The organism is Chitinophaga agri (genome assembly GCF_010093065.1).
Taxonomy (GTDB): Bacteria; Bacteroidota; Bacteroidia; order Chitinophagales; family Chitinophagaceae; genus Chitinophaga; species Chitinophaga agri.
Genome location: NZ_CP048113.1, coordinates 6,872,834 through 6,886,712, shown reverse-complemented (window position 1 = coordinate 6,886,712; position 13,879 = coordinate 6,872,834). Strand labels below are relative to the sequence as shown.

Sequence of the window (13,879 nt, the reverse complement as noted above, 5' to 3'; positions counted from 1 at the left end):
TTACCTTTTGTTGTGAATACCTCTTATTACTTAGAATCCAACGTTCAGACCGATCGTCCAGGAACGTGTTCTCGGATAGAAACCTCTTGTGTCTACACCGGTAGTGAAGCCGGTATCTTCCAGTTCCGGGTCCAGACCTTTATAACCGGTAAAGGTCAGCAGGTTACGGCCGGACACGAACACTCTTACATTACGCACATAAGGAGATGTCACCTTCACGTTGTAGCCGAGTGTAAGGTTATCCAGTTTCACGAAGTCGCCTTTCTCGATGTAGTAATCAGAGTACTGAGGATCGTCGTTCAGCTGCGCATGTCTATCGAAGGCGCTGTTGAAAATGTTATTAGGCAGGTATTTTTTGTTACCAAAGAAGATCTCCTGCAGGTTCAGTATATCAAAACCGAACTTACCTCTGAACAGCATGGTCAGATCGAAGTTCTTATAGCGGAAGGTCTGGTTCAGACCCACATTATATTTAGGCACACCGTTACCGATGATGGTCCTGTCGTTCTCATTGATCTCAGAAGCGCGTGCTTTGGTGCCATCTGCTTTGTAGAACAACCATTTACCATCTTCTGTAAATCCGGCAAAACGTTTACCATAGAAGTTACCTACCGCACCACCTTCTTCCAGGCGGATAGCAGGGCCCATCGCACCGGGATTAGGGATATCAGCAAAGGTCAGGTAGGTAGCTTTAAACTGCTGATTAGACAGTTTAGAGAGTTTGTTGAACTGGGAGTTAGCCGTCAGGTCCACATTCCATTGGAAGTCTTTTCCATTCACCGGCGTACCGCTGATCAGGATTTCGATACCATGGTTTTTGATAGTACCAACGTTGGTATACAATCCGTCACGGACGAAGGCCGGCTGTTGTGCTGCGTAGTTATAGAGCAGGTCGCGGGTTTCACGGGAGTAAACATCGATGGAACCTCTGATACGGTTATTGAGGATAGTATAGTCGAGACCAAAGTTCCATTCCAGTTTCTTTTCCCAGCGCAGGTTGGGATTAGGGTTACGGGAAGCGCCGTAAGTCTGCAGGTAGATACCATTCTGCGGATAGACGCCACCGGTACCCAGCGTGATCAGGGAACGGTAATTCGGAATACCCTGGTTACCCGTTACACCATACCCCACACGCAGCTTGAGGTTATCAACAAAGGATATATCATCCATGAAAGGTTCTTCTGTGATAGTCCAGCCCAGGGATGCAGCGGGGAAGTTACCCCACTTATTATTGGCCCCAAAGCGGGAAGAACCTTCTCTACGCATAATGACCTGTGCGTAGTATTTATTCTTATAGGAATAGTTAAGACGACCAAAGAATGCGATCAGGATGTTATCTTCCTTGAAGCTGCCCATGCCGGGACGGGGTAATGCCGTGTTATTGGTGGCACTACCAGCGCCGAGGTTCCAGTCCAGGAATGCATCAGTAGTGAAACCATTATTATTGGCACTGAAAGTTTCCCTGGTACTGTACTGATAACTATATCCTGCGATAGCAGACAGTGAATGTACGCCCCAGTTATGCTCATAGTTGAGGGTCGGGTCGAGCGTCTTTGTCCAGTTCAGCTCATTACCCTTGCTGGCATAACCCATACCCTGCCAGGAAGTACCCGGACGCTGTTCAAAGTCATACATGGAACGGTAGTAGCGATCATTGAAGTTATCACGCTGATAGGAACCGAATACGGATGCAGACAGGTCTTTTGTGATCGCGAGCGAGAATCTTGCATCACCTGCGAAAGTCTGCTGGTCGCGCTGATTCAGGCGATTAGCCAGGCGGCCGGCAGGATTAAAATATTCATTGATCTCATAGAAGGAGCCATCAGCTTTGTGGATCGGCGCAGTCGGATTCCAGGCCACCGCCTGTTCAAAGAAACCGGCATCGCCACCCAGGAGGTTCGCCTTGTTAAAATTGGCCACCATGTTGACCTGCATGGTCAGTTTGTTATTCAGTCCCTTCTGGTTGATGTTCAATCTGCCACCGGCCTGTTTTCTGCCATTCTGCTGAGCAATACCCTGAAAATCGTTGTAGTAAAGAGAGGCCCTGTAGTTGGACTTCTCGCTACCACCGGAAGCAGACAGGTTATGGTACTGGCTCAGGTTATTCTTATTGATCAGTTCATTGTACATGTTGGTAGATCCACCCAGGTCTGATGTGGGAGAGATAATACCTGCTGAGATCTTCTGACGGAACTGTTCAGCAGACAGGAAGTCGGGCTTTTTGTCAGTGTAGTCGCGCTGAAAATAATTGTTATACTCATAGCGTGGATCACCGGCAGTACCTTTCCTGGTGGTGATGAGGATAACACCTGCGTTACCTCTGGTACCATAGATAGCCGCAGCAGAACCGTCTTTCAGTATACTGAATGACTCGATATCATCTGGCTGCAACAGATCAAGATTACCGCCCGGAATACCATCAATAACGATCAGGGGCGCAGTTGTACCACTCAGTGAGGTAACACCTCTCAGCTGGATAGAAGCACCCGCATTCGGGTTATTTCCCTGTGTTTTGGTGATGTTCAGACCAGGTACCTTGCCCTGGATCAGTTCCATGGTAGACCTGATACCCCCTTTGTTAAAGTTGTCTGCTTTTACAGTAGACACAGCGGAGGTGACTTCACTACGTTTCTGGGTACCGTAACCTACTACGACCACTTCACCCAGGGATCCCATATCTGCTTTCATACGAACGGTTAACATAGCAGGAGCATCGGTTTTTACGACGATGTTCTGTACACGCTGCGCTTTAAATGAGATAAAGCTTACTTCAAGTGTATATACACCAGGTTCGAGGGACACGGAGAAGTTACCGTCCGCATCACTGATGGCGTGTTGCGTACCGCCAACTATCTTAATCGTGGCACCGGGCAGTGGGGCACCCTGTTCATCTACTACCTTACCCTGAATTTTGCCCTGTGCCTGTTTTACAATACGTTCTTTTCTGACTGCATTGATCACGATCACACCATTCACTTCACGGAAGGAAAGGTCTTTCTCGTCAAATAATAGTGTGAGCACACCATCCAGGCGCTGATCCTGGAAATTGTGTTCGTCAGTCTGATAACGCTGAACCATTTGCTGATCATAGGCAAAGTTCAGGTTCAACTGTGTTTCCATTTGCTTTAACGCTTTTTCCAGTGATCCTTTTCGGATGTTCACTGAAATTCTCTTACTCAGTTCCTGACCTCTCCCGGCATTGGCAGAAAGCATCAGGGAAGTAGTAAGCAGAATAGTCATGGAAAGAAATGTTAATCTCATAGCTTTGATGATAAAATCTTTCTTCTTATTACTGGACTGTCCCTTTTTTTTCATACATTGTATGGCTTTTTAATTTGAGAAAATAATGAGCAGAAGCCGTTGCAGCGGCTGTTTCCGAAGGCTTTGTTGCAGCAAAGCCTTCTTTGTCTGGCTAAGCGTCAGCGGTATAGTTCGATAGTGTCTCCTCCCTGTTTCATTTTAAGTTTAAAAATAGATGCGATGATCTCTACGGCTTCTGTTGCGGACAGGGAAGAAGGAATACTTGCAGTGAATTTCTTCTTACGTATGCCGGCATTGGAAGTGGTGAGTGTGATGCCGTAATTCTTTTCTAAGAGCAATGCCATTTCTTCGAATGACACATTTCTGATGATGAGCTTTCCGCTTTTCCAGCCAGCTACATCTTCCGTAAAGTGTTGGATAGCGAATGTTTCCCGCTGCTGATCAAATACCAGCTTTTGCTGTTTTTCCAATACACCGATTGTATGCAGGGTATCAGCAACCTGCACTTTACCGGCGGTTACAGCCACAGATATTTCGTTCAGTTCCTTATATGCCCTTATATTGAAGGCAGTACCCAGGACATGTGTAGTAACTTTACCGGCACGGATAATGAACGGGTGTGCAGGATCATGCTGTACATCGAAATAGGCTTCGCCGTCAGTCAGATCGACGCGGCGGTCTTTACTAAAATCGGGGTACACCCGAATATGCGATCCGCTGTTCATGGCGATCACGCTACCATCCTGTAGTCTCAGCTGCTTCCGTTCGCCGGTACGGGTGTAATAATCCTGGAAAAGCTCACTGACATCAGCCGTTTTTTGTTCCACGGCCTTATTACGTTTCTGGTAGAGAACGCCCGCTAACACTAATACAGCAATACTGGCAGCTACACTGATATAGGTATATAATCTGGATACGGAACGCTGTGGCGCCGATAGCATAGGCTCGATCCGCTTCCACATTTCTTCTTCCAGTGCTTGTTCTTCAGCTGCGGAAAGTTGTATGGGTGCCCGTTTGTCGAGTTTATCATACCACTGTTCCACCAGTTGTCCCTCTTCAGGAGCCGTCTTGTCAGACAGATATTTCCTGAACAGGCGTTTTATTTTCAGGTATTTCATATCATTACTATACTACTACATCATGAAAACACGATTTCATACCGGGTTCCTATGTTAACTGTATGTTAAGTGATGAATGCGAATCAGGAATAGGGCATCAGGAAAGGGTTAGCGTGACGCTGATACTGTTGTACAGATACATTAATAGCGGTGAGTAGCTGGCAAATGAGGTAACATTCGCCAGTCGTAAGGTCATGAATAAAGGAAATTCCTGATTATTTAATAGCCGTAAACACGTCGATCATCAGTATCGAGCAGATCACGAGGTCACTCTGGTGATGATCGCGCAGAAAGACGCGGAGTCTTTTCATAGCGAGCGACAGCTGGTTGCGGACAGTCTGTTCGGAGAGGTTCAGCTGGGAGGCGATATCAGTTACGGACAGGTCTTCTTCCCTGCTTAACTGGTAGATCTGTTGCATACGTTCGGGCATACGGTCTACTTCACCGTCGATGAGATGCTTTAGTTTGATTACATCGAAAGCATCTTCAAAAGAAGCGTGTACAGGCTGATCGAACCATTCAGGGATCTGTACAGTGGCGCTACTGAATGCGTAATAGGAGATGATACGGTATCTCAGGGCGGAATACAGGTAGCGGCTCAGGTCTTCGTTACTGTCTATCTGAATTTCATGCTTTCTTCTCCATAGCGACAACATAACATCCTGTACGATATCCTTGGCATCATCAGCATCCACACGTTTACAGGCGCTGATATAAAGCTTCTTCCAGTAACGCTGGTAAAGGATTTTAAATGCGCTTGTATCTTCTCCTTTTGCGGCAGAGAACAATGATAAATTATCTACAGTATCTGATGGCCTCATTTCGGGGCGTAAAAATATATATCCGGTCGCTGGATGTACGTTAATAAATTATTAACGCGTGATATTAATTAGTACGGATGCACGAATAAGGGTTTAACACTGTTATCCTATTCCTTTTGATAACAGTTATGCATAGCTGTTACCCGTGCTAACAGGGGGCTCCACTGGAAACATTGAAATTCTTCAATAAATATTTCGGGATAAGCGGGCAAAATATCTATTTTTACTATACAAATGAAGCAACCAGAACTTTCCCGGCGCATCAGCCTTTTACAGGCGACTGCTATTAATATGACGGATATGGTGGGCATTGGCCCATTTATAGTATTAAGCACTGTAGCTAAGATCATGTTGGGGCCAGGTTTCCTGTATGCCTGGGTAGCCGGTGCTGTCCTATCATTTATCGATGCGATGATATGGAGTGAGCTGGGGGCTACATTCCCGCTGGCTGGTGGTAGTTACAACTTCCTGAAGCAGGGGTTTGGTCCGCGGACAGGGAAGCTGATGAGTTTCCTCTTCGTATGGCAAACCATGATCCAGGCGCCCCTGGTCATTGCCTCTGCTGCTATCGGTTTTGCCCACTATACAGAATACATACTTCCTCTCAGCTACTGGGGCGCCAAAGCGGTGAGCGGTGGTATGGTATTACTGATCGTATTCCTGTTATACCGCAATATTGAAACCATCGGGCGCATCAGTGTATTATTATGGATGGGCGTACTCGTGACAATGGCCTGTATCATTGGCGGCGGTATTGCTCATGGCAACTTCCTGGAGCCGGTGAGGCATGTCAATGATGGACTGGAGCTGAACTATGCATTTGTCGCCGCGCTGGGTCATGCCAGTGTGAAAACAGTATATAGCTATCTGGGGTATTATAATGTATGTCACCTGGGCGGAGAGATCACCCGGCCGGAAAAGAATATTCCGCGTAGCATGCTGATCTCCATTGCCGGCATTACTATCCTGTACCTGTGTATGAATATCAGCGTCGCTTCCGTACTCCCAATGGAGACGATCATGAACAGCCGCTTCGTGGTGAGTGAGTTTATTGAAGTACTGGCAGGCAGTACCGCCGCCAGGATCATCACCGTGCTGATATTATGGGTGGCGTTTGCTTCTGTTTTCTCCGCTACACTTGGATATAGCCGTATTCCCTATGCGGCAGCCAAAGACGGTGCTTTCTTTAAAATATTTGCACGTTTACATCCGACCAAGAACTTCCCTTATGTATCATTATTATTTTTAGGAGGCATTGCATTTGTATTCAGTCTGCTGTTTAAAATACAGGAAGTGATCGATGCGATTCTGGCGATGCGTATCCTTATACAGTTTATCAGTCAGGCGATCGGTTTGATCATACTAAGCAAGATAAAGGGACGTAGTTTCTTCAAATGGCATATGCCTTTGTATCCGGTACCAGTGATACTGGCGGTGCTGATATGGGCGTGTATCTTCTATTCTACCGGGCCTTATCTGATGCTGGCAGGTCTGACGGTAACGGCTGCAGGTGTGGTGGTGTATATTATTAAATCGAGATGGCAACATAACAGCCTGTAAAACAGGCGCATCGTTTGTAACGCATTCCAGACAACATTGTCCGGTAAATGGTTCACTTGCATAGCATGGTTATTTCAACAGCAGAAGCATTCAGGAATTTCGATATATAAACGGTAAAAAAAAGCTACGAAGAGCTTTACTGAATATCACCCTACAGGGTGAATACAGACAGGTAGTTGATATATTCGGCGAACACCTCCCTGTTTAATTTGTATTTGGCATTACGCCCCTCTTTCTCAGCGATCAGCAGGTCCGCATCCACCAGTTGCTTGATATGATGGGATACTGTAGATTGGGCCAGGTCCAGCATTTCCAGTAACACAGTACATTGTGTCCAGTCCTGCTCTCTCCGGATAGCTTCCACAATTTTAATGCGGTATGGGTCACCTAATGCTTTGGAAATTCTCTCGATCCTTTTAATGTCTGCTTTCTTATTCATTATCGCAAATTTATCGATTCCTGCCAGATGGCACTTAGATGACAATTCAGTGTCACGTCATTTAAATGTCATAAGTAACAATGTTATTCCATATGGCCAAGGTGCAGGAGCAGCTGTTATTTAGCCGGGGCCGGCGTCAGGATATGGCTATCCGCCATCCAGTTGGTCAGCAGCTGTGGCCAGGCTTTGATAGACTGCAGATCCGACCGGTAGCCCATATTAAAAGCGTGGTTGCCATGAGCGAAGATATGTGCCTCTACAGGTACCTTTGCCTGCCGGTATCTCTCCAGGAGACTAACCACCGGCACGGAACAGCATTCATCCTCATTGGCAGCGATCAGGAAGGCCCTGGGGGCATCGGCAGGTACTTTATCAGGTATACCGAGCGGACCGGGATAGACTAGTATCTGAAAATCTGGTTTACCATTCTGGCGGTCTATTGGGTCCTTCGCAGCAGGATCACCATACCCGGGACCGTATGCTACCTGTGATACCACTTCCCCACCGGCAGAAAAGCCCCATATGCCCACCCGGTTGGTGTCAATGTTCCAGTCACCTGCATGGCTGCGCACAAAACGCATCGCGCGGTAGGCATCCTGGCGGATCTCTTTTTCCAGGGTATACGGAGAGTTTTCCTCGCGGAATAGACGGTACTTCAGAATGATCGCTGCTACACCTATACTGTTCAGGAAACGGGCAGGCGCCACTCCTTCTGAGTTATACACCAGCAACCGGAAACCGCCGCCAGGGCAGATCACCACGGCTGCACCCGTCGCCTTTTCCTTTGGTGGCAGGTAGATAGTGACGGAAGGATAATGAATATTCCTGACATAGTAATCTTTAGCCACTTCTGGCTCATTCCTGCGGTTTTCATATCCGGGAGCACCATTGGGCCATAAATAGAAAGTTTTGGCGGTATCCTGGGCCATAAGCGTGGAGACTGACATCAGACAAAGCAATGTCAGTAAAACGGACCTGCGTAGCATAAGTAATTCTGGTTTACTTACAAGATAGGCTTTACAGGCCGTATTTTTACAATACAAAAACGGCATCCGGCATTATGCTGTTTCCTGATATGGAAGATTACATGGTAGAGGTATCCGTTGCGTCCCAGTCACGAATATTCATGAAGCGCCTCAGCCAGTTCAGGGCCAGGTGGCGTTCAAAAGACGCAGGTACGTGTACATCGGCCTTGCTTTTATGGCCGGTGAACAGGGTATCTCTGTAATGGGTGGTGGTCATCTCATAAAAGATGTTTTCATCATAGATATCTTCTGTACTACGGAAATACACACTGTTGAGGAAGCCTTCCAGTTTGTCGCCCAATGCCGGCAAACGGGTCACCAGTTCACTGATCTGCGCAGCGCTGGTTTCCAGTCCCGGCACAGGCCTGTCCTGCACCAGCCCCAGCGTCCAGGCCAGTATATAGGCGGACTCTATCCTCCAGGACAGTTCCATGATCACATCTTCCGTCGCGGTATTATTACAGAGATAGGCAGCTTCCTTGTCACTTACCTGTGACCAGATATCTTCATTCTTCAGCCAGTTGACAATCCCGAATTTCTTCGAGCTGTCCTGTATCGTGTAGGCTATCGCAAGCAGGATCATTACTCTGGCCCCTACTTCTCTTGGTGTCGCAAATAATTGGTGATCAAAATTCAGGTATTCGGGATGAGCGATCCGGTAATTATTGATGCCATGTTGTGCGAGTCTTTCCTCAATTTTGGTAATTCGTGTTGCTAGCATTTATATGATTGGACTTCTACTATATAATTATTTCACAGGATATTACGCCATAAATATACAATTTATGCCGATATCTGATCGTGTGAATAATGCAGCCCTGTTTACAACGAAAATGGTAGTCTTCTCTCAAAGTACACATGATCAGTTTCCCGCAATATTCCGGAAGAGGGCCGGATTTTAACAAGTCCTTAATAGCTTTTTACAATATGGGGCACTATCTTGTGGGTCTGATAGACATGCGGAAGCATGTCTCTTCATAACGTGAGATATGACGGCTGGGTATTCCTATCCAGCTATATTTTATCATAATATCTCCGTATAACGCTCTCCATCACATATACATGTTATACTGCTTTCACGCTGTCTTTAAACTTTTCGCCTGATTGGTCAGCGATGCCCTGATCACCTGGTCACTTACCACAAGTATGGTCAGGATCGTCGACACCCCAGGTGTCAGAAACACGTCCGCTCCCATTTTGATCCGGTCGGCAAAACCTGCCAGTCAACGGTCCCATCGCCCACCAGGGCGCCTGGAAAGGCCGGCAGTCTCTGTCCGGTATGATGAAACAGAAAAGCCGTACACCTATGGCGCACCGCTTTTCTATTTTACTGTCAACTATAGGAACAGCCCTCCCGACGCTTCTATACACTGCGCTGTGATCCATCTGGCCCGCTCACTGCACAGGAATGCGACAATCCCGCCAATATCATCCGGTACGCCCATACGGCCCAATGCTGTTTGCCCTACCAGATGGTCCTTCACGCCCGGTATCTCAAAAGCATGCCTGGTGAAATCCGTTTCTATCGGACCGGGTGCCACCACATTCGCAGTGATCCCCCTTTTGCCTAATTCCTTCGCAAGATATTTCGTGAGATTATAGACTGCTGCTTTCATAGAAGCATAAGCGGCATAACCTGGTGTCACGAATCTCGCCAGACCAGTAGAGAAATTCACGATACGGCCACCGTCTGCCAGTATATCCAGTAATGTCTGTGTGAGAAAATAAGTTCCCTTGAAGTGTGCATTCATCAGGGCATCGAAGTCTTCTTCTGTGGTATCGGGGAATTGAGAATAGCGGTCAATACCGGCATTGTTCACCAGGAAATCAATATGTGTCGCGTTCCATCGATCCTTTAACACCTGTTGCAGGTTTGTTCTGAAGGCTGCAAATGACTTACTGTCTGCCACATCCAGCTGCAACGCAACAGCAGATACGTTGTACGCCTCCACAGCAGCGACTACTGCCGCCGCCTCTTCTTTTTTACTATGATAGGTGAACACGACATGATGCCCATCTTTTGCCAGTTCTATCACCGCATTCTTACCTAATCCGCGGCTACCGCCTGTTACCAGTGCTATCTTCTTTGTTTTCATTTTTATACTGTTTGATGACAGTACAAAATTCAGCCTTCCGCCCCACCTGATTATGGTAACAGGTTCAGTAAAAATGGTAGCAACTTCAGTATTCTGATCGCTTAGGCGGCATGCATGCGCCTAAACTGCGTAGGGGTGATCTGTTCAAATGACTTGAACCATTTGGTAAAATTAGACGGATCGTATGTGAGCAGCGCTGCGACGTCAGCGATACTGTACCGGTTGTCCAGCAACAGCTCCTTCGCCAGTTTCAGTAGCTTTTCCTCATAGAAGTAGCAGGGATGATAGCCGGTATGTTCTTTGATAACATTGCTGAGGTGTGTGGGATGAATGAAGAGTGCCGCTGCAAAGTCTCTCAGTTCAAACATCTTCTCCACCTTACCAGACAGCACATCAGCCAGATGCTGATCTATCAGCTGCATATAGCCCTGGAATATCTCCTCCTTACGGCCGATATATTTCTTAGGCAGTTTGATCTTTTCCATTTGTTCTTTTGAAACACCCGTTAACAGGATATTGTTTCCGGACGGCGCTGGCAGGACTGTGATCATTGATTAACTATTTAATGCGCAAGTTTACACTTTCCCCGGTAGAAAAAATGGTGACAGGTTCAGTTTTTTAGCAGCGAACAGGACTGTTCTTTGTCCTGATTATCGTTCTTCTTGCCGGTTTCAGTGTAAATGAGTCCCTACCCTCTAACACCTTGATTTTAACAACTAAATTTAGAATAAAACACCTTGTTTATGCCCAGGACGATTGCCGCTCAAATAGTAGAACAACTGATAGCCGCCGGTGTCACCAAAGTACACGGCGTAGTAGGCGACTCTCTCAACAGTATCACTGACGAGATCCGCCAAAGTAAGAAAATAGAATGGATCCATTACAGGCATGAAGAAGCAGCTGCCTTCGCCGCAGGTGCCGAAGCACAGCTTACCGGAAAACTCGCTGTCTGCGCGGGTAGCTGCGGACCGGGCAACATGCACCTGATCAACGGATTATACGATGCCCACCGCAGCATGGCACCTGTACTCGCTATTGCCGCACAGATACCGAGTACAGAGATCGGGACTTCCTATTTCCAGGAAACCAGGCCGGAATCGCTTTTCCGCGAATGCAGCCATTATTGTGAAACCGTGGCCTCCGCCAGGCAGATGCCCCGCGTCTTGCAGTCTGCCATGCAGCACGCCATCGGACTGGGTGGTGTAGCCGTCATTGCCCTCTCTGGCGATGTAGCGATGCAGCATGTGGAAGATAACGGACTGGAACACTCCCTGCTGGTCAGCCGTCCCTCTATCCGCCCTTCTGACGCAGAACTGCAAAAGCTGGCCGATCTGATCAATCAGTCGGAGAAGGTCACACTGCTTTGCGGACGAGGCTGCGCGGGTGCACATGATGAACTGATCGCCCTTGGAGACAGGATCTACTCACCAATGGTACACGCTTTAAGAGGAAAAGAGTTTGTAGAATATGATAATCCGTATGACGTAGGTATGACGGGACTGATCGGCTTCTCTTCCGGCTATCATGCCATGGAGCACAGTGATCTGGTGATCATGCTGGGTACTGACTTCCCATACAAAGACTGGTACCCTTCCAGGGCGAAGATCGTACAGGTAGATATCCGTGCGGAACGTCTCGGCAGACGATGCAATATTGCGATGGGACTGGTAGGAGATGTGCAGGATACATTGCACTGCCTGCTACCTTTTTTACAACAGCGTCATGACCGTTCCTTCCTGGACAAATGTGTCGCCCATTACCGCAACAGCCGGGAGTCACTGGAAAAGCATGCTATTGGTAAAGCAGATGCGAAGCCTATCCATCCGGAGTACCTGACCCATCTCATCAACGAGCTGGCTGATCCTGACGCCATCTTCACTGCCGACGTAGGAGAACCAACCGTCTGGGCGGCCCGTTACCTGCGTATGAAAAAGGAGCAACGCCTGCTGGGTTCATTCAATCATGGATCAATGGCCAGCGCCATGCCGCAGGCAATCGGTGCCCAGCTCACATATCCGGGAAGACAGGTGATTTCCCTGTCTGGTGATGGCGGATTTTCCATGATGATGGGAGACATCCTCACTATCGTACAATATAACCTGCCGGTAAAGATCGTCGTCTTTAACAACAGCTCACTGGGCTTTGTTGCGATGGAAATGAAAGTGGCGGGTCTGCCGCCTTACGGTACAGACCTGAAGAATCCTGACTTCGCACGGATGGCGGAAGCCATCGGTATGAAAGGCATCCGGGTAGAAAACCCGGGTAATGTGAGAGAAGCACTGGAAAAAGCCTTCACGCACGACGGTCCGGTACTGATAGATGCAGTAGTGAATCCTTCTGTCCTGGTCATGCCACCCAAGATCGAGTTCTCCCAGGCGAAAGGGTTCGGTATGTATGCGCTGAAACAGGTATTTAACGGTAATGGGAAGGAGGTATGGGATACACTGACTTCCAACTTCCTGGACTAGGTCAGGCCACTACCGCTTCCTTATTGTATTTGTTCCTGTAATCGATAGGCGACAATCCCGTGATCTTTTTGAACACTGTCCGAAAAGACTTGGTGTCGTTGTAGCCTACTTCATACATGACTTCATTGACATTCTTATGGCTGTTTTCCAGCCACTTTTTGGCGGCCTCAATCTTCACCCGTTGAATGTATTCAGCGGGTGTATTGTTGGTCGCCTTTTTAAAGCGACGGTCGAAGTGCCTTCTGCCTATGGCAAACCTTGACGCCAGATCATCTACAGAGATCTTTTCTGTGAGGTTACACTCGATGAACTCCTGGGCTTTTTTTATAGGCTCGTCTTCATGTCGCTTTTGTCCGTTAAACATGACAAAAGGAGACTGTGTCTTCCTGTCTATTTCCAGTGCGAACAGTTTCGCTATCCGGATGGTGAGTGCACGATCCGTCAGTTTCTCTACAAGATGTAACAGCAGATTCCAGTACGAAGTAGCCCCTCCGCTGGAGTACAATCCCTGTTCCTCTGTAATGATCCTGCCATCAATGAGGTGCACTTCCGGGAACATATCGCGGAACTCTCCTGCTGATGCCCAGTGACTGGAACACTCTTTACCATTCAGCAATCCTGTAGCGGCCAGCATAAAGGAACCAATACACAAACTCGCCACTTCTGCGCCATTATGATAATGATCGATGATCCAGGGAATGAATGCCTTGTTGCGCTCAAGGGTAGCTTTCAGATCGCCACTCAGTGGGGGTATAATGATAAGATCTGTCTCTTCGATGTCTCCGATCAGGACATCAGGATGAATGGCAAAAAGCCCCTGATTTAACCTTACCTCCGGTGTCAGTCCCACAAGTTGCACTTTAAACATAGGAGACTTACCGTCAGACTCCAGGAACTCATTAAGCGTAGTAAACATGTAACGCGTATCTGAGATAGTACCCAATACGGCCTCGTCAGGCACTAAGATAGAAATGTGTTTCATCTGGAATTTGGTTTAAACAGGTTGCTCAACAAAAATAAGGAAATTTGTATGTCAGAAACAACCCTCTCACAAGTCCGGAACACGCCCTGTCCAACCTATCCTCCGGCAG

The 13,879-nt window shown here is 47.6% G+C and carries 11 protein-coding genes; 2 read left to right on the top strand and 9 right to left on the bottom strand.

Going from position 1 to position 13,879, the window contains the following annotated elements; translation table 11 throughout:
• Positions 1-30: 30 nt before the first annotated feature.
• The 3 genes from GWR21_RS27555 to GWR21_RS27545 all read right to left on the bottom strand — a co-directional run bounded on the left by GWR21_RS27555 (position 31) and on the right by GWR21_RS27545 (position 5,200).
• Positions 31-3,315: a SusC/RagA family TonB-linked outer membrane protein gene (locus tag GWR21_RS27555; protein ID WP_162334927.1), complete on the bottom strand. Its 3,285-nt coding sequence runs from the start codon at positions 3,313-3,315 to the stop codon at positions 31-33.
• 104 nt (positions 3,316-3,419) lie between these two features.
• Complete coding sequence (locus GWR21_RS27550) at positions 3,420-4,379, bottom strand: FecR family protein (RefSeq protein ID WP_162334926.1); 960 nt, start codon at positions 4,377-4,379, stop codon at positions 3,420-3,422.
• A gap of 215 nt (positions 4,380-4,594) precedes the next feature.
• Positions 4,595-5,200, bottom strand: coding sequence for an RNA polymerase sigma factor (locus GWR21_RS27545; protein ID WP_162334925.1), 606 nt, complete (start codon positions 5,198-5,200; stop codon positions 4,595-4,597).
• A 234-nt stretch (positions 5,201-5,434) separates the two neighbouring features.
• On the opposite strand from GWR21_RS27545, the gene GWR21_RS27540 reads away from it, so the two are divergent.
• Positions 5,435-6,760 carry an APC family permease gene (locus GWR21_RS27540; RefSeq protein WP_162334924.1) on the top strand — a complete coding sequence of 442 codons (1,326 nt, stop codon included), beginning with the start codon at positions 5,435-5,437 and terminating at the stop codon, positions 6,758-6,760.
• 151 nt (positions 6,761-6,911) lie between these two features.
• On the opposite strand, the gene GWR21_RS27535 is transcribed toward GWR21_RS27540, so the two are convergent.
• The 5 genes from GWR21_RS27535 to GWR21_RS27515 all read right to left on the bottom strand — a co-directional run bounded on the left by GWR21_RS27535 (position 6,912) and on the right by GWR21_RS27515 (position 10,871).
• The gene (locus GWR21_RS27535) at positions 6,912-7,199 is read right to left on the bottom strand and encodes an ArsR/SmtB family transcription factor (RefSeq protein WP_162334923.1); all 288 of its coding nucleotides are present in this window, start codon (positions 7,197-7,199) and stop codon (positions 6,912-6,914) included.
• Between the two features lie 116 nt (positions 7,200-7,315).
• Positions 7,316-8,185, bottom strand: coding sequence for an alpha/beta hydrolase (locus GWR21_RS27530; protein ID WP_162334922.1), 870 nt, complete (start codon positions 8,183-8,185; stop codon positions 7,316-7,318).
• A gap of 97 nt (positions 8,186-8,282) precedes the next feature.
• Positions 8,283-8,945, bottom strand: coding sequence for a DUF4272 domain-containing protein (locus GWR21_RS27525; protein WP_162334921.1), 663 nt, complete (start codon positions 8,943-8,945; stop codon positions 8,283-8,285).
• A gap of 616 nt (positions 8,946-9,561) precedes the next feature.
• On the bottom strand, positions 9,562-10,320 hold the full coding sequence (locus GWR21_RS27520; RefSeq protein ID WP_162334920.1) for an SDR family NAD(P)-dependent oxidoreductase: 759 nt from the start codon (positions 10,318-10,320) through the stop codon (positions 9,562-9,564).
• Between the two features lie 101 nt (positions 10,321-10,421).
• Positions 10,422-10,871, bottom strand: coding sequence for a helix-turn-helix domain-containing protein (locus GWR21_RS27515; protein WP_162334919.1), 450 nt, complete (start codon positions 10,869-10,871; stop codon positions 10,422-10,424).
• 192 nt (positions 10,872-11,063) lie between these two features.
• Between GWR21_RS27515 and poxB the strand changes: the two genes are divergently transcribed.
• Positions 11,064-12,788: a ubiquinone-dependent pyruvate dehydrogenase gene (gene poxB, locus GWR21_RS27510; RefSeq protein WP_162334918.1), complete on the top strand. Its 1,725-nt coding sequence runs from the start codon at positions 11,064-11,066 to the stop codon at positions 12,786-12,788.
• Between the two features lies 1 nt (position 12,789).
• On the opposite strand, the gene GWR21_RS27505 is transcribed toward poxB, so the two are convergent.
• Positions 12,790-13,770: a GlxA family transcriptional regulator gene (locus GWR21_RS27505; protein WP_162334917.1), complete on the bottom strand. Its 981-nt coding sequence runs from the start codon at positions 13,768-13,770 to the stop codon at positions 12,790-12,792.
• Positions 13,771-13,879 lie beyond the last annotated feature (109 nt).

What these genes read in the sequence shown, in the direction of transcription:
- poxB (WP_162334918.1), top strand. Translation starts at nt 11,064, where the DNA reads ATGCCCAGGACGATTGCCGCTCAAATAGTAGAACAACTGATAGCCGCC.
- GWR21_RS27530 (WP_162334922.1), bottom strand. Translation starts at nt 8,185, where the DNA reads ATGCTACGCAGGTCCGTTTTACTGACATTGCTTTGTCTGATGTCAGTC.
- GWR21_RS27545 (WP_162334925.1), bottom strand. Translation starts at nt 5,200, where the DNA reads ATGAGGCCATCAGATACTGTAGATAATTTATCATTGTTCTCTGCCGCA.
- GWR21_RS27505 (WP_162334917.1), bottom strand. Translation starts at nt 13,770, where the DNA reads ATGAAACACATTTCTATCTTAGTGCCTGACGAGGCCGTATTGGGTACT.
- GWR21_RS27555 (WP_162334927.1), bottom strand. Translation starts at nt 3,315, where the DNA reads ATGAAAAAAAAGGGACAGTCCAGTAATAAGAAGAAAGATTTTATCATC.
- GWR21_RS27550 (WP_162334926.1), bottom strand. Translation starts at nt 4,379, where the DNA reads ATGAAATACCTGAAAATAAAACGCCTGTTCAGGAAATATCTGTCTGAC.
- GWR21_RS27535 (WP_162334923.1), bottom strand. Translation starts at nt 7,199, where the DNA reads ATGAATAAGAAAGCAGACATTAAAAGGATCGAGAGAATTTCCAAAGCA.
- GWR21_RS27520 (WP_162334920.1), bottom strand. Translation starts at nt 10,320, where the DNA reads ATGAAAACAAAGAAGATAGCACTGGTAACAGGCGGTAGCCGCGGATTA.
- GWR21_RS27540 (WP_162334924.1), top strand. Translation starts at nt 5,435, where the DNA reads ATGAAGCAACCAGAACTTTCCCGGCGCATCAGCCTTTTACAGGCGACT.
- GWR21_RS27515 (WP_162334919.1), bottom strand. Translation starts at nt 10,871, where the DNA reads ATGATCACAGTCCTGCCAGCGCCGTCCGGAAACAATATCCTGTTAACG.
- GWR21_RS27525 (WP_162334921.1), bottom strand. Translation starts at nt 8,945, where the DNA reads ATGCTAGCAACACGAATTACCAAAATTGAGGAAAGACTCGCACAACAT.